17 protein-coding genes and 1 pseudogene are annotated in these 16,500 nt (G+C 33.6%); all 18 read right to left on the bottom strand.

What is annotated here, in order from left to right; all coding sequences use genetic code 11:
* Position 1: 1 nt before the first annotated feature.
* The 18 genes and pseudogenes from GTO82_RS03065 to GTO82_RS02980 all read right to left on the bottom strand — a co-directional run bounded on the left by GTO82_RS03065 (position 2) and on the right by GTO82_RS02980 (position 16,441).
* Positions 2-871, bottom strand: coding sequence for a phosphate ABC transporter substrate-binding protein (locus tag GTO82_RS03065; protein ID WP_180873685.1), 870 nt, complete (start codon positions 869-871; stop codon positions 2-4).
* Positions 872-991: 120 nt separating this feature from the next.
* Positions 992-1,510 carry a GNAT family N-acetyltransferase gene (locus tag GTO82_RS03060; protein ID WP_180873684.1) on the bottom strand — a complete coding sequence of 173 codons (519 nt, stop codon included), beginning with the start codon at positions 1,508-1,510 and terminating at the stop codon, positions 992-994.
* Positions 1,511-1,606: 96 nt separating this feature from the next.
* The gene (locus GTO82_RS03055; protein WP_283207489.1) at positions 1,607-2,338 is read right to left on the bottom strand and encodes an amino acid ABC transporter ATP-binding protein; all 732 of its coding nucleotides are present in this window, start codon (positions 2,336-2,338) and stop codon (positions 1,607-1,609) included.
* Positions 2,325-3,818, bottom strand: coding sequence for an ABC transporter substrate-binding protein/permease (locus GTO82_RS03050; protein ID WP_180873683.1), 1,494 nt, complete (start codon positions 3,816-3,818; stop codon positions 2,325-2,327). The genes GTO82_RS03055 and GTO82_RS03050 overlap by 14 nt, the downstream gene beginning before the upstream one ends.
* 100 nt (positions 3,819-3,918) lie before the next feature.
* Positions 3,919-4,767, bottom strand: a pseudogene (locus tag GTO82_RS03045) (patatin-like phospholipase family protein).
* A gap of 71 nt (positions 4,768-4,838) precedes the next feature.
* Positions 4,839-7,670: a cation-translocating P-type ATPase gene (locus tag GTO82_RS03040; protein ID WP_180873682.1), complete on the bottom strand. Its 2,832-nt coding sequence runs from the start codon at positions 7,668-7,670 to the stop codon at positions 4,839-4,841.
* Positions 7,671-7,733: 63 nt separating this feature from the next.
* Entirely contained in the window at positions 7,734-8,018 is a 285-nt protein-coding gene (locus tag GTO82_RS03035; protein WP_004896934.1) for a hypothetical protein, read from the bottom strand.
* A gap of 2 nt (positions 8,019-8,020) precedes the next feature.
* Complete coding sequence (locus GTO82_RS03030) at positions 8,021-8,335, bottom strand: bacteriocin immunity protein (RefSeq protein ID WP_004896933.1); 315 nt, start codon at positions 8,333-8,335, stop codon at positions 8,021-8,023.
* Between the two features lie 123 nt (positions 8,336-8,458).
* The gene (locus GTO82_RS03025; protein ID WP_094497872.1) at positions 8,459-8,689 is read right to left on the bottom strand and encodes a hypothetical protein; all 231 of its coding nucleotides are present in this window, start codon (positions 8,687-8,689) and stop codon (positions 8,459-8,461) included.
* A 204-nt stretch (positions 8,690-8,893) separates the two neighbouring features.
* Complete coding sequence (locus GTO82_RS03020) at positions 8,894-9,169, bottom strand: hypothetical protein (protein WP_127835557.1); 276 nt, start codon at positions 9,167-9,169, stop codon at positions 8,894-8,896.
* 43 nt (positions 9,170-9,212) lie between these two features.
* A complete protein-coding gene (locus tag GTO82_RS03015; RefSeq protein WP_127835556.1) occupies positions 9,213-9,446 on the bottom strand; it encodes a hypothetical protein in 234 nt (77 codons plus the stop codon).
* 129 nt (positions 9,447-9,575) lie between these two features.
* A complete protein-coding gene (locus tag GTO82_RS03010) occupies positions 9,576-9,860 on the bottom strand; it encodes a bacteriocin immunity protein (protein ID WP_127835555.1) in 285 nt (94 codons plus the stop codon).
* A gap of 44 nt (positions 9,861-9,904) precedes the next feature.
* A complete protein-coding gene (locus GTO82_RS03005) occupies positions 9,905-10,498 on the bottom strand; it encodes a hypothetical protein (RefSeq protein WP_180873681.1) in 594 nt (197 codons plus the stop codon).
* A 10-nt stretch (positions 10,499-10,508) separates the two neighbouring features.
* On the bottom strand, positions 10,509-12,668 hold the full coding sequence (locus tag GTO82_RS03000; RefSeq protein ID WP_180873680.1) for a peptide cleavage/export ABC transporter: 2,160 nt from the start codon (positions 12,666-12,668) through the stop codon (positions 10,509-10,511).
* A 12-nt stretch (positions 12,669-12,680) separates the two neighbouring features.
* Entirely contained in the window at positions 12,681-13,478 is a 798-nt protein-coding gene (locus tag GTO82_RS02995) for a LytR/AlgR family response regulator transcription factor (protein WP_180873679.1), read from the bottom strand.
* Between the two features lie 197 nt (positions 13,479-13,675).
* Positions 13,676-14,833 (bottom strand): RNA-guided endonuclease InsQ/TnpB family protein, encoded by a 1,158-nt coding sequence (locus GTO82_RS02990; protein ID WP_127835553.1) that lies wholly within the window; start codon positions 14,831-14,833, stop codon positions 13,676-13,678.
* A gap of 143 nt (positions 14,834-14,976) precedes the next feature.
* The gene (locus tag GTO82_RS02985; RefSeq protein ID WP_260983179.1) at positions 14,977-16,185 is read right to left on the bottom strand and encodes a sensor histidine kinase; all 1,209 of its coding nucleotides are present in this window, start codon (positions 16,183-16,185) and stop codon (positions 14,977-14,979) included.
* Between the two features lie 100 nt (positions 16,186-16,285).
* Positions 16,286-16,441, bottom strand: a complete 156-nt coding sequence (locus GTO82_RS02980) for a lactacin F inducer peptide precursor (protein ID WP_127835551.1) — start codon at positions 16,439-16,441, stop codon at positions 16,286-16,288.
* Positions 16,442-16,500: the final 59 nt, after the last annotated feature.

Below are 16,500 nucleotides of genomic sequence, written 5' to 3'. Positions count from 1 at the left end.
TTTATTTTTGAACAACATGATTATTACTATCACGTTCGACCTGCATCTTATCGATACTAATATAGCCTAGTTTAGGTACTAAATCATTTTGTACCTTACTTCCAAGCATATAATCAATAAATTTTTGAACATTCTTGTTAGGTTTACCCTTAGTATAGATATGTTCATAAGACCAAAGGTGCCAGCGATTTGTCTCGACATTCTTATTCGTAGGCTTTATCCCATCAATACTTAATTTTTGAATATTTTCATCATTAGCATACGGGAATGAGATATAAGAAATTGTCCCTGGTGTAGAACTGACAATTTTACGTACAGTACCGTTAGAATCTTGTTCTTGAGCCTGAATTGGCTTTTTTCCATTTAGAACTAAGCCTTCAAAAGTTCCACGAGTACCACTACCCTTAGAACGGTTAATTACAGTGATAGTTTGGTTCTTACCACCAACTTGTTTCCAGTTAGTAATTTTACCTGTAAAAATAGCACTCAATTGCTGCTTACTCAAATTGCTTACACCGGCACTCTTATTAACAATAGGAACAATACCTACAACGGCAACAAGATGATTTTGCAATTTCTTAGCATCTATTCCCTTTTGAGTTTCAGCAAAAACATCGGAAGTTCCAATTTCAACTGCTCCAGCCTGTACTTGGCTAAGACCAGTTCCCGAACCTCCTCCTTGAACAACAATATTACTGTCAGGATGAGACAGACGATAGTCATTTCCAGCTTGCTCAGCTAAAAGTTGCATGGCACTAGATCCAACAACAGTAATCTTATTGCTATTATTGTTAGCACAGCCTGTAAGTCCAATTAAAATAGCTAGCAGTCCACAAACAGCGGCTATTTTAAATTTAAAATTTTTTCTCATCGATTTCTCCATGTAATTTACAGTATTCAACAAGAATATTCTATCATATTCATACCTGTCAACAGAATGCTTAAACTCAACAAAAAAGCTAGGTTTTTCAACCTAGCTAAAATTTATTTATTATCTAACGTTCTCATAAACATATGAAATTTCATCTGGACGATAAACTCCATGCAATTCTCCCACTTTAGTGAAATTCATCTTATCAATTAGATGTTGCATTGCGCTATTGTTTTCATGTGTATCAATTCGAATGCTATCAATATCTTTACGGTGATCACGAATATAATCAATTACTTCAGTCAAAAGCTTAGTAGCATAACCATGACCTGCGTGCTTTGAATGAATGGCAACGCGGTGAATTACAACATATTTATCAGTATCTAGAAGCCACTCACCTTTCAAATCATCATAAGAATGATCTGGTGCTTCAACTATAGAAATAGCACCTACTGTTTCCCCATCAGCTGAAACAGCTAAATAGGCAAAACCTTTTTCAATATCTTCTTTAATTTGATCTGGTGAAGGATAGTCTCCTTGCCATTGGTCAACTCCACGTTCTGCTAGTTGGTTAGCACCATCCTTTAAAATTGTCATAATTTGATCATAATCATCCATTGTAGCTTGTCTAATCTTCATTAAACTCATCCCCTTTTAACTTTTCTAACGCAACTATTATAAAGAAAAGCACTCTCCTTGTAAAAAGAAAGTGCTTATTTTAAAAAATATTAATATTTAAAGTACTTTAGAAAGAAAGTCTTTTGCACGTGTACTTTGCGGACTTTCAAAAATTTGTTCTGGACTTCCTTGTTCCTGCAAATATCCATCTGCCATAAACCACACTTCATCAGAAACTTCACGGGCAAATCCCATTTCATGAGTAACAATAACCATTGTCATACCTGAATCTGCCAAGTCTTGCATTGTCTTTAAAACTTCGCCAACCATTTCTGGGTCTAAGGCACTTGTTGGTTCATCAAATAGCATTACTTCGGGGTCCATTGCTAAAGCTCTAGCAATCGCAACACGTTGCTGCTGCCCACCAGACAAACTAGAAGGATATTGCTTAGCCCGATCTTTCAAACCCACTTTATCAAGCAATTCTAAAGCCTGCTTTTCAGCTTCTTCTTCACTTACGCCTTTAACTTTCATAGGAGCTAATTTAACGTTTTCAACTACATTCATATTTGGAAAAAGATTAAAGCTTTGGAAAACCATTCCCATTTTTTCTCTTAAAATATCTAATTCCTTTTCACTAATATGTGTTAAATCTTGCCCATCAAAAATTATCTTGCCGCTTGTTGGTGTCTCAAGTACATTAAGACAGCGTAAAAATGTACTCTTACCTGAACCTGATGGGCCAATGATACTAATAACTTTTCCCTTCTCAACATTTGCAGAAATATCTTTGAGGACTTCTTTTTTTCCAAAACTCTTCTTTAAATGTTCAACCTTAATCATTGTCATTACGCTTCATCCTCTTTTCAAAGTGATTCAATAATCTCGTTAATGAGAAAGTCATAATAAAGTAAATAATCATGGCAATAAATAATGGTAGAACACCCTTATAAGTTGAAGTTTGAACTAATTGTGTTTGATACATTAGTTCTGCAACTCCAATTACTGAAACTAACGAACTATCCTTTAATAAAGTAATAAATTCATTGCCTAAAGCTGGCCAAATGTTCTTAATTGCCTGCGGAATAATGACATATCTAAAGGCTTTTTGACGGCTTAAACCAAGTGAGCGAGCTGCTTCCATCTGGCCTTTTGGTAAAGAATCAATTCCTGACCTAATATCTTCAGCCACATAGGCTCCAGAATTAAGTCCAATCGCAATAATACCTGCAACTAAAGCGGAAAGATTAGAAATCAAATATCCAATTCCGAAGTAAACAAATAAAATTTGTACCATTTGCGGCGTACCACGGATAAATTCAATGTAGCAAACAGCAAGCCAGTGTAAAATTGGATTCTTTGATAAACGCATCAAAGCTAAAATGATACCTAAAACAATACCAATAATTACTGAAAAAATAGTAATTACGATTGTGTACCAAATACCCTTAAAGAAATATGGAATGTACTTAGCAAAAGTATTACTTTTCTTTTCTGTCTTCATATATTTAGCAGCTGCTGGTAAATATTCTTTATTAATCAAGTCTTTCTTCTGAACTTGGTCAATTGTCTTATTTACTTGAGCTACTAAATCATCTTGTCCTTTAGCAATTGCAACTGCGTTTCCTGCTTGAGTTTCTTTTAAGTTTGAATGAACTGCAGCTAAGCCACTATTATTTTCGGCATATGCTTTAGCAATTAATTCTTCTACTACTACTGCAGAAACCTTGCCTGATTGCAAGGCTAATACTAAGTTGTTAATTTTTCCAAGACCCTTTAATTTAGAATCTTTCATTTGAGACTTAACTAAATTATATTGGTTACTTCCTGTTTGTGCTCCAACCGTTTGACCTTTAAGACTTTGAATACTGGTGTACTTGTCTTTATCCTTTTTATTTACTAAGAAATATTCACCACTTGGCTTATAGTAAATTTTTGAAAATGCCACACTTTGCTTTCTTTCAGGGGTAGGCGTCATAGCCGAAATAACCATATCTACCTTTCCTGTCTCGAGTGCAACTAACAAGGAGTCAAAAGACATATTCTTAATAACTAACTTCACACCTAAGTCTTTGGCGATATCTTTGGCTAGTTCAATATCTACTCCAACATATTTAGTCTTACCATTTTCACTTGCGGTAAATTCTAGTGGCGGATAATCAGCAGATGTACCGACTACTAATTCTCCACTCTTTTTAATCTTCTTCAAGACACTACCTTCTGCTACTTGCTTTTGGCTAGCCGCTTGAGCTGGCTTGATAAAAGTAGCACCGAGTGAGAAAAACATCAAAAGTGCAAAGAAAAAGCTTAACAGTTTTGTTTTTTTCATTACATTCATTCCCTCTACAATTACTATTAAAAAACTGAAAATTTAAGCTTTTGTTAATTATAGCGAATGAAATGTAATCTAGACAAGTCATTCAAGAAGATTATTCACTCAAATAAGTTTTTATTGCTTGTAAATTTTTCTTAACTTCTTTTACACCGATTTGGTATACACGCTTCAATTCTTGGGGATCTTTCTCCATTGTGCCAATTTCTAAAGGATAAGGCGGTCTGATAACTAACATTTTGCCTTGTACTTCTTTTTTTCTAATGTAATTAAGTACATCATTATAATCTTTTGCTCTTGTCTTTAATTTTTTCAAGACAGCAGGATATTGATGTAAGACTAATTCTAAAGCTGGATATAGTTTACTTGCTTCTTTTCGATAAGAGAGGGGCTACGTTAAAATGACAACGTTCTTGTCATAGCCAATTTTTTCAAAAAATTTAATCGGAATTGAATCACTAATTCCACCATCCCAATACTTACGACTCCCAATTTCAACTGGCCGCGCAAAAACAGGAATGGATGAAGAGGCGCGAATCCACTGCAAATCTGCTTCTTTACCTGAAATCAATTTATGATATACTGCTTCACCATTATTAATGTCAGTTGCCACACACCAAAAATCTATGGGATTTTTTTGAAAAGCAGCGGTATCAAATACATCTAATTCTACTGGTAATTCTCGATAACAAAAGTCAGCACCATATAAATCACCGGTCTTTAGCCACGAGTGCCAACTAGATAAACGTGGATCACTAGCATATTTTACGTTATAGCGTAAAACTCTTCCTATTTGCTTTGACTTATAATTGCACCCAAAAGCAGCTCCTGCTGATACACCTATTGCACCATCAAAATCAATGCCGGCTTTCATCAGAGTATCGATTACTCCAGCAGTAAACATGCAGCGCATTGCCCCACCTTCCATTACTAATCCTTTTTTCATACTTTCGCCACCTTCCGTATTTTTACTATTTTAGCAAGAAAAAACTGCTAGTTAAAACTAGCAGTTAAAGTTTATTTATTTTTTGACTCTTTTCTTAAAATCCATTTTCTTAACTCGTCAATTAAAATTAATGGTATCGGGATACATACTAGCATCATCCAATCATGTGCATTAAGCGGCTCGGTACCAAAAAATGACTGAAAGACTGGCACATAAGAAATGCATAGTAGCAAGACAATTTCCATAATGATCCCAATAAAAATCATCGAATTCTTAAAGAAATATTTGTTAAACATTGACTGTCTAGCATACCGAATATTTAAGACTGCCGCAATCTGACAAAAAATAATTGCCGCTAAAGTTACAGTAGTTGCTTGGCGATAGTCCCAGCCGCTTGCTGGCAAATTAGGAAAAATATGACCACGATAAAAGTTAGCAATGAAGAAGGCAGCTGTCGCAATTATCGAAGCAATTAAACCATACCAGAGAAAGGCTTTTGCCAGGACATCTTTATTAATCAAATGATCCTTTGGTGATCTTGGAGGCCGATCCATAATTCCTTTTTCAGGATCTTCTCGTCCTAAACCTAGAGCTGGAATCATGTCAGTACCTAGGTCAATAAATAAAATTTCCATTACAGTCAAAGCCAATGGAATTGCCCCACCTGAAAGTAAAAACAGAACAGATGGAACGGCTTCAGGCATATTTGAGTTCAAAATGTAAATTAAGAACTTACGAATATTGCTGTATACACCGCGTCCTTCTTTAATAGCACCTACAATAGAAGCAAAATTATCATCAGCCAAAATCATATCGGCTGCTTCTTTTGCAACATCAGTACCCGTTCCACCCATAGCGATACCAATATTTGCTTTCTTTAAAGCAGGTGCGTCATTAACGCCGTCTCCAGTGGCAGCAACGATTTTACCCATTTTTTCATACATCGAAACAACACGGTATTTTTGTTCAGGGGCCATTCTAGCAAAAACAACTTCACCTTCAAGATAATGTCTTAACTCCTTATCAGGCATCGTCTTTAAAGCATCCCCAGTAATGACTGTCAGTGGCTTATCAGGATCAGTCAAGCCAATTTCACGAGCAATACTCTTAGCGGTCAAACCATAGTCACCAGTAACCATCGTAACTTTAATTCCAGCCTTGCGGCATTCACGTGCCGCCTTATAAACTTCGGCTCTTGGCGGATCCATCATAACGGTTAACCCTAAGAAGGTGAGATCTCTTTCAACTGTATCAATTGTTGCAAGATCTAAATTATCCATTATCTTTTGATCAAGATTACGGCCAGCAACTGCTAAGACACGCAAGCCATCTTTAGCATAGCCGTCATTTGCTCGCATAATCTTATCTTTTATTTCCTGGGTAATAGGCTGAATTTTACCATCACATAGGTAAGAAGTACATTTATCAACCACACAATTTTGGGCACCCTTAGTATAGGTATTGAAACGGTGTGTACCATCGGAGCTCTGAATTACTGTCATCATTTTTCTACTTGAATCAAATGGCAATTCTTTAACGCGTGGTGTCTTTTCTACTTCTGCTTCAACATCTATCTTTCCTTTTCTTGCAACAACTTCAAGGCAAGCTTCAGTTGGATCACCTAAGATTTGGTAGCGCGGATGTTGCTTATCAGGCTTTTGAATTCTTGCATTATCTGCAAAAACACCACCAAGTAATACTTCCTTCAAGGTGTCATTATCTTTTGCAAAAATATGCGTTGGTCCTTCTTTAATATGACCCCGCACTGCATAACCTTCACCCGAAACATGATAGCTCTTCTCTAAAGTCCAAAGTTCTTTTACGGTCATTTCGTTCTTAGTTAAAGTACCTGTTTTATCAGAACAAATGACAGAAGTTGACCCTAGCGTTTCAACACTAGATAAACGCTTAATCAAGGCATGCTTTTTTGCCATTCTTTGAACTGCTCCAGCCAAGGACAATGTAACAGTTGGCTCTAATCCTTCTGGAATAAAAGCCACAATCATCCCTAAAGCAAAAACAAAGGCTTTTACTAAAGGATAATGTACAAAGAAAGTTGCAACTAAGAAGAAAATAATACCAATAGAAATTGCTAGAATTGAAATTTGTTTCGTTAAAGTATCAAGTTCTTTTTCAAGTGGACTCTTTTGTTGCTTAACATTTTGTGTCAATTCAGCAATTTTACCAAAGTCAGTATTCATTCCTGTCTTAACAACAGCACCTGTAACGTTTCCTTTCATCATGTTTGTACCAGAAAAAATCATGTTATTAAGATCAGCATGATTTTTCTTTTCGACGTTTTCAATTCGATGTGTATCTTTATGCACTGGATTTACTTCACCAGTTAGGGATGATTGATCTACCTGAGCACTTGTTGCCGCAATCACACGAATATCAGCTGGGATATCGTCCCCTTCTTCTAGTTTGACTATGTCACCTGGTACTAAGTCTTTAGCCAGAATTTTTTCTTCTTTACCATTTCTCACAACACGAGTATATGAAGGTAACATATTCGCTAAAGCTTCGGTTGCCTTATCAGCCTGAAATTCCTGCCAAAAACTAAAAATCCCATTAATAATATTTACAGCCCAAATGGCAATTCCTAGTTGTACTAAATTTGCGCAGAAAGCTATTATCCCTGCTACCCAAAGTAAAATCGCCATTAAACTTGTAAAGTTAGCTATAAACTTCTTCCATAGTGGTTCTTGTTTTGCTTTAGCAAAAACATTTTTTCCATATGTTTGCTGCAAAGTATGTACTTCATCAATAGTTAAACCAGCTTGCTCTGTATTTAATTCTTTTAATGCATCTTCGACGGATAATTGAGCCACCTTAATTATCTCATCGTCTTCATCATCTTTTTCAGTCAAAGTTATCACTTCTATTCCTTTTTCCAGCTCCATTTTAGTTCACTTTGAGAAAAGATGCACATAAAGCTGATATATTAAAAAAGAGTAGCTACTTTGCTACTCTTCATTCTTTTCAAGATTCTGTTTTTGATATCTATATTCTTCAATAATTCCCTCTAAGAGAATTGCTTCTAGTGTAAGCAATCCGAAAACTCCAGTTTCTGAGGTAGAAAAAATATTTGTACCAATTTTAATCCAGAGTCCTATACTTCCTATCAAAGCTAAATAAACAACTGGTGAAAACCAGATAAACTTATGAATCTTAACTGAAGTAAAAATATATGCTGCAATTACAATTACTGCTAAAGTTGGCATTGCATAATAAAAAGCTTGCATTTTCATTCCTACCTTCCAGGCCAAGTATTGGTAGTATTCCAGCTGTTTAAGCCACCAAGCCAGCCTTTACTCATTGAAATTTCTTTAATTTTTTCAAGTAATGCCTCTTCATCTTTTTCTAAATGGAGATGGTTTACTAAACAAATCGTATTCACATTTTGATAGGTTGTTCGTGCTTCGTTTACCGCATCTTGAACATTGTTATTCGTCTTATCTAAGGCAATCTCTAATTGTTCTAATAAGTATTCGTTACCTTTTCGATCATAATGAGTCTTAGCAAGTGAAATGAAATCATTCAATACTTGTGCCAATTCATTTTTCATGTTTTTGTCCTCCAAAGGATTATATTTGTTTAAATACTATCATTCATTTATTAATTTTACTATCATTTTTTAATAAGAATGATAATTGGATCGATTTAGCACTTTTTACAACCAATTTGGTTCTTACTTTTTGCTTTTTAGCCTTTGTTGGAGTTTATCTTTACCATAATAGTAAGTGATTGAAAAAACACTCATGCTCGCAATTAGAACTACAAGACTCACTGTAATACTAGTGCTATTAGTCAAAGATAAAAATAGTTTATTAATCAAATATGCAAAGATCACACTGAGAATAATTACGATCCATTCCTCAGTATGGGCATCTTTCTTATTAGTGGTTTCAATAAATTTCATCTGTATCTTTCCTTTGATGCTTCTTTCGCACTTGCATTCTTTTTAATAATTTAAACATTAAGTAAGCAAAAATTACTCCCCACAGAATATTACCGAGAATTATCCAAAGAGTTAATTGACTACCGACCAATATATCCCCTAGAGTTTGAAGTAAACAAAAAGCAAATCCCGCGAAGATGCATCTAATCGTTAATGGCTTTCTCATTAGTTATGTTCCTCAGACTTATTTTTTATTTGAAGTTGATATTCATTATATAGATCTTTAAAGACAACGATACTCATAAAAATACAAGCAATTGCTGAACTCCAAGAAAATGAATCTAAATCTTTTAAGGCAAAAATAACCATGGTCACTATTCCAAACACTAAGATATTTGAGGCGTCAGAGGTTCTGACTATCTTATGCAATTTTAGTGAAATAGTAATATTACCTAAAGCAATTATTAAAAGTAAAATAATTGGAATGTATCCTATAGCCATTTTTATTCTCCTCCTAAAATTTAAGTTGAGATGAATAAACCTATTACTTCTTGAACTTTTCTATTATTTTCTGAATATCATCTCTAAAATAATAATATCCACTCTCAAGCAAATACATGCTTCCGATTCCAATTACCATGCTTAGAATAAAGCTATCAATCGAAGTCAACCGTAAAAATAATTTGTTCATTAAGTCTCCGAAGATCAAACTTATACTTAGGACTATCCATCTTTCTTTTCTTGAAGCTGCTTTTTCATTGGCCTCAATAATTTTCATTTATTTTTCCTTCCTAATTATTTTCCCTATAGATTTAAATTTTAGCATTTTAAAATTGTCCAAAAATAAAAAGTACCAAATTAGTATTGTTTGTGACTAATTCGGTACTTTTAAAAATTCTATTTATATCTAGATTACTGGCCAAACTCCACCAGCACCTGCACCAACCCATTTATCAGGATTTTTATCTAATAAAAGCTGTAACTTTGTCAAAGTCTCTGGTAGCTTAAATCCATGCGCCACAGAATACATATTAATATCTTGCTTTAGATCATGCATAACTTTTTGTAAATCAATTTTTCTATCTACTGCATCAAGTGCTGATTCAATTAGTTTTTGTGCTTCTGGATCAGTTGCAATATCAACATTTGCTTTGATTTTAGTCAACATCATTTTTAGCTTATTTTCATTCATATTTCTGTCCTCACCTAATATGATTTAACATCATTTTATCAAACTTATTTCTTATTCAAGATCTTATCTAAAAAGTATTCAAAATAAGTGCTACTACCCGTGAGAATTGTCGCATTTCCCTGCATCCCATACTTAACATTTTCATCATTAATTTTCGCAGTCGAGATGATCTCATAGCCACTCTGCTTATTTATATTTACTGGATAAACGCCAATTTCTCTCACTTTACCAATTAATCTACTGGTCAAGCCATCTCCTGTTGGGACAGAAAAGTTTATCGTCTGTCCCTTTTTAATAGCCGAAACCTTATTACTTGGTACGTAAGTGATTATCTTCACCTGTTTCTTGGCTGCTATCATGGGCATCAAATTTACTGCATCATCTTGATCAATATGAGCTACCCATTTTTGACCATGTTTTGTTACAATTTGCCCCTCATCATAATTAGTAGTTTTTTGTTTAATCACAGTCACTGGCTCAATAACTCCGACTGAAGAAACTGTACTCTGTCTAATTGCAAAAAAAGAACCAATAAATACAAGGAAGACAAGAATAGCAGCTGGAATAATAATCATTGTCGAAAAATTTTTAAATTTATAGGAATAGAATTCTGTGCTTTCATAGTCTTTTACGTCCATCTATCTTCACCTATCCCTTTACTAAGTCATAATAAAAACCATGTTGCTCCATAAGCTCTTCATGACTTCCTTCTTCAACAATCTGCCCCTGGTCAATTACAACCACCTTATCTGCACGTTCTGCAATGGCTAGACGGTGTGCAATAAAAATGATTGTCTTGTCTTTTAGTTTCATAAGATTGTCAACTACTCTTTTTTCTGTAATTGTATCTAAACCACTTGTTACTTCATCAAAGATAAAAACTTTTGCTGGCGAGAGTAATGCTCTAGCAATAGTTAATCTCTGCTTTTGTCCACCGGATAAAATCTTGGCATTCTCATCTAACTTTGTCTCGAATTGTAGTGGCAAACTAGCTATCTCCTGATCAATTCCAGCAATCTGACAGGCTTTAATTACATCTTCTTCGCTAATATCCGGTCTGCAGCCGAGTAATAAATTCTTCTTAACTGTTCCAGAAAAGATATATGGCGTTTGAGGAACATAGTTAACATATGAGCGTAAGGTATGTTTATTAACTTCACTAGTTGCATGACCATTTAAAGTTACTTCTCCCTTACTTGGTGAAAAGAAATCAACGAGTAACTTAACCATTGTCGATTTTCCTGATCCACTCATGCCAACAATTGCTAATTTTTCATCTGGCTTAATTTTTAGATTAATGTTTTTTAAAACATCCGTCCCATAACCATATCGATAATCAACATGCTTGTATTCAATCATTCCTTCTAAAGCAGCTGAGTTCTGGATAGAAGTATCTGCATTAAATTCACTTTGCACCTGATAAACCTCGTTCAATCTATTTTGTGCAACACTAGCTGATTGAAGACGAGGTTGTAAGTTAATAATATTTTGAAGTGGGTCAATGAAATAAGATAGTAACGCATTAAAAGTCATTAATTGACCGATACTCATCTGTCCTTGCATCACTACTCGTGCGCCAACCCATAAAATAATTACATTAAGAGATAGTTGAATAAATGTCTTTAACGCCGTCTGCAAACTCTCAGCCTTACTATATTTAAATGACTTCTTTAAATAATTTACAAATTGGCTATCGATTCTACGATATCTTGTATCTTCACTATTGAGAGCTTTGATAGTTTCAATACCTTGAATATCTTCGATGACTGAAGAACTTAGTACTGCATTGCTCTCCATTTGTTCATCATTTAACTTTTCAAATTTCTTAGTAAATCCCAGAATTACTACAGCATATACTGGTAAAGCTAATAATGTGATTCCAAATAAGGTCATATTTTGAGCAGCTAACACTAGTCCCATTACAATTACAATCGCTAAGTCTAAGAAAAGTGAAATAACAGTACTTGCTAGAGCATCAATAATTCTACTTGCATCAGAGAAACGTGAGGTTATTTCACCAGTTCTTCTAGTCACAAAGAATTCCATTGGCAATTCAAAAATATGCCTTATATATTGGAGGTTTAAATCAATACTTAATCTTTGACCTAGAACATTTAATAAAAAATTCTGTCCATAAGAAAAGATTGAATTAAAAATATAAGCAATTAATAGTCCAACAGCTAAAATTGAAAGAGTCTGATAAGTTCCATCGGGAATATAAGTATCGATTATTCCTTGCACAAAGTATGAACTACAAATACTAATTATTGTCATTAATAAAGCGGCTAAAATGATATTAATCATCAGCCGCTTTTGCTTAAACATATATGGAAAGAGAGACCATAGGTTATTTTTCTTTTCTTTAATTGGTTCAAAATCTTCATTCGGAACCATAAAAAGCGCAATACCAGTCCATTCTTGAGCAAATTTATCTTTAGGCATCTTTATTATGCCAACTGATGGATCAGGATCGGCAATTACTAAGTAATTCTTAGTATTTTTAAGAACTACGTAATAATGAAGTAATTCTCCTTGCTTAAGAACATGCACGATAAAAGGGTATTGAATAGTATCCTCATTAAAAAGAGACATATCAGCTTTTACGGCTTCAGTTTTAAAATTAAATTTCTGTGCTGTTTTAACTAGTCCCAGCGTAGTTGTGCCTTCAAGATTTGTGCGAGCTTCGTGACGCAAATGTGCTAAAGACACACGAGATTGATACTGCTTTAAGATCATTGCTAGACAAGCAACTCCGCAATCCATCTCATCTACTTGAGGTACATAAACAGATTTATATTTGAATAACATAAGTCTTACCTTTTATTTAACGTTAATTTCCGGATATTTATTTAGTAAATTCTTGACATGTTTTTTGAAGCTACGAGCAAATATTACTTCATCCCCATTAGGAAATGTTATGGTCTTTTTCGAAAAATCAATGCTATCAATATTATTTGGATTAACTACGCAAGATTGAGATATTTTAACAAGAAAGTCATTTTCATCACTAATTTTTGAAATATTGCTTCTAAATTCAGCTGAACCAGTTTCAGTTATTAGAGTGACTTTATGCTGTGTAGGGCTATTTTCAAGATAATAGATATTAGTATCTTCTACCTTATTTATCCTGCGGCCTACTTTATAAACAAGCTCTTTTCTTCCAGACTTTGTAAGATTGTTAATACTTTGAATCGCCCCAGTAATTGTTTCTTCTAGACGCTTCATCATATCATTTTGGTCTAGTGCTTTATTAATATAGTCAATTGCACCAATTCGTCTTCGATAAGTTAAGGGGGCGTACTTATCATAAGCAGTAACAAAAATAATCTGAGCATTCGGATCTTGTTTTTTGATGAATTCTGCTAAATCTACTCCATTCTTAGCTTCAGAATTTTGACTTAATTCAATATCTAAGAAGTAAATTGCATTTTGAATATCCTTAGCCACTACATAACTTACGACTTGCTCAAAGGTAGTGGCAACTTGCTCTACACTAATCTCCACATTTTCATAAGCTGTATTGTCTTCAACTAAATTCTGAGCTGCGTATTTCACATTATTTACTAAATTATTTGCTAGTGTTTTATCGTCATCACAAATAATTACTGGATATTTCAATGTTTTTTCACTGCTATATAAAACATGGAAATATGTAGAAGAATATGTATTTTCTACATATCAGAAAGATATATTTTCCCTTTCTTTGTTTTATTTACTGTTGTCTTCATTAGTATTCTGATATTCCATTTAGGAGTAATCACATTGACTAGCTCTCACAGCTTTAGGGCCTAGCCAGCCCCTTTGTTTTTATTTTTTTATCTTGCTAAAGCTAAAAGGTTTAAAACTGCATTTTCATCTCGATCATTACTGTAATCACACTTATAACAGATATACTCATTATGTTTGGTGCCATGCTTTTGATTGCCTTGCAAAGTAATTTTTTCATCACCCGTTTTGACGTATCCGCATTTAGCGCATCTTTGTGTTGATGGATATGTTTTATCAGCTAAGATTAATTCTTTGCCATACCAATCACACTTATAAGTTAATATCTGTCTAAACTTACTAAATAAAGACCTCTGCATACCTTTTGAAGCTACGTGCGTCATCATCATGTCTTTGACTGCTAAGTCTTCAATTACGATTTGGTCGTAATTATCTACAAGCTTAGTAGTAAACTTCTGTAAAAGATCATTTTGAATATTAGCTACCTTGCGATAATCTCTTTGCAGTTTGGTTCTCACTGCAGAGTAATTATTTGATTTAATAGCTGATTTCCCATTAATTTCTCTTTTACGGACTAGCATCCTTTGATAATGCTTGATACGTTTATATAGTTTTTGCAGTTTAACAGGCAAAACATTGATTTGTCCATCTGTGTAATTAAAGTGACCGACATTGACATCAACTGCTGTCTTTTGATGAGTTTTAGATTTATATTCAATCTTTTCTTCATAGGGAAGAGCCGCATAATAAGCGTTTTTTTCTTTGAAGATACTTACTACTTTAACTTCACTCATCTTTAAGGCCCCATAACTAGACAAATCAAACCAATCTTCTTTTGAGACACTTCTAGGTTTATCAAGTCGAAGCTTGCCATTAACAATCTTAGCTCGATCAGTTTTAAAGCTTTGTCTAGGGGCTTTCTTTGATTTGAAACTAGGCTTACCCCAATCAGATTGAGCCTTATCAAAGAAGTTCTTCCAAGCATTAGCCAAATCTTTAACCACTAATTGAAGACAACGTGCAGATAATTCATACTGCCAATCTTCTTTCTTAGCTACTAATTCATCACGGACCCTGCGTTCATTAGGGCTAGGATTATCTTTTCTATTTAATGTATGAGCTTCATACATTAATTGCCAAGTTTCTAATCCTTTGTTCCAGCAATACCTACGATAGTCGCACAAATTATCAAGATGCTTTTGCATTGTTTTATTAACTTTTAGCTTAACTACTTGTGTTTTAATCATTTCTTCACCTCCTTAAATACAAACATAAGTTTATCTAAGGAAGGAAAGCAAAACAAGTAAATATTAAATTAAAGCTTATTTTCCATGTTTAACTTTCTAAATAAGCTGTTTTTCTATTTCTTCTATAAATTTCTATATTTTCATTAACTGTTAATTAGCTCCTCTGGTTCAATTACGAGATAGAAATCAAAGTATCCCTTCGGCACTTCATAAGAGATTGTCATATTTTCATATTTATTCTTAATACTATTGATATTGGCTAAACCCATGCCAGAATGACTTTTCTTCGTTGAATAACCACGTTGCTGGATTTGTTTAAGTGAAATTTCTGAATCTCTTCTTTTATTCTGAATTTCATATTCAAATTCGCCATCCTCATTTGAACTAATCATAATTTCAATATGAGCTTTTTTATTCTGCTTCAATAATGCTTTACTTTCTTCAATTGCATTATCACAACTGATGCCAATAATTCTAACTAAATCCAATCCATTAATATTGTTAGGGATTTTAGTAATATCATCTCTACATTCGAAATTATATGGGATTTTTGATCCATACATTTCTGTTAACTTAGCAATAATAATGCTTTTCAAAGATTTTATTTTAATATGATTAACATCTCTATACTTTTCAAATGATTTGGCATTTAAATTAGTCTTAGTATATTCGTCTAGTTTTTGAATTAGTTCCTTCGTATCTCCCTCTTGTGCACTGATTTTTAATGAATTAAACATATTTCGATAATCATGGCGAAAAGCACGCAGTTCATCTTCGCTCTCTTCTAAGTATCGCGTGTATTCTTGAAGTTGTTTTTGCTCTTTTATTAGTTTGTCTTGTTGGGACTTTTTCAAAAGATGTTTTTGAATATTTATTAGTTCCCCGTAAGTGGCTACTGCAAAGACTACTTGTATTAATACAAAAATTGTAAAAAATATGCTTAACGATGTAACCTTTCTAGTTTGCCTGTAAAAAATTATTGTTAAAGTGGTGGAGACATACAAGTAGAACAGAAGTCCAATAAACACCTTGTGATTCTCACTTATTAAATCTGAGTAAAAATATTTATGAAATATTTCAATTATAAAGACAGTAAAAATTAAAACGATAATTTGGACTAATAAATTGAGATAAATTGCATCCTCAATGAACAAAAGCTCCGCTAAGATACTGGCTAATATATCTACGATGGAATCTACAACTCCCACAATTAGAATTGATCCAATAGCCACATCCTTTTCTTTACTTTTTCTAAAATAAAATACAAAAAATAAAATTTCTAAAAAAGTAGCTAGTTCGATAACTCCCACACATAAAATGGGAAGTAATAGTACCACTGCACCTAGACTCAAAATATTTTTTTGCTAGCTGCAACTTGAGAAATTCTAAAGAATATCCATAAGTCAGTTATTCCAGAAGCAAGCATTAAAAGAACATATACTAATAACATTTTTATTTCCAAATATTACGCGTCCAGTAAAATATATTTTTACTAATTTTTCCACCACCAGCAAAGGCATTTACTCTAGCTCCACCAGTAACTTCACTCATTTCCTCTTCAGTTAAAATAACTTTCTTAACAATATTTTCTTTTTTAATTTCTTTCATTGTTATTCTCTCCTCTAAAACAATTAATAACATTTTTATGTCTTAAATATTACCATCTT

This window comes from Lactobacillus johnsonii, assembly GCF_013487865.1.
In the GTDB taxonomy this organism is placed as follows: domain Bacteria; phylum Bacillota; class Bacilli; order Lactobacillales; family Lactobacillaceae; genus Lactobacillus; species Lactobacillus johnsonii_A.
This window is presented reverse-complemented; position numbering and strand designations above follow the sequence as displayed.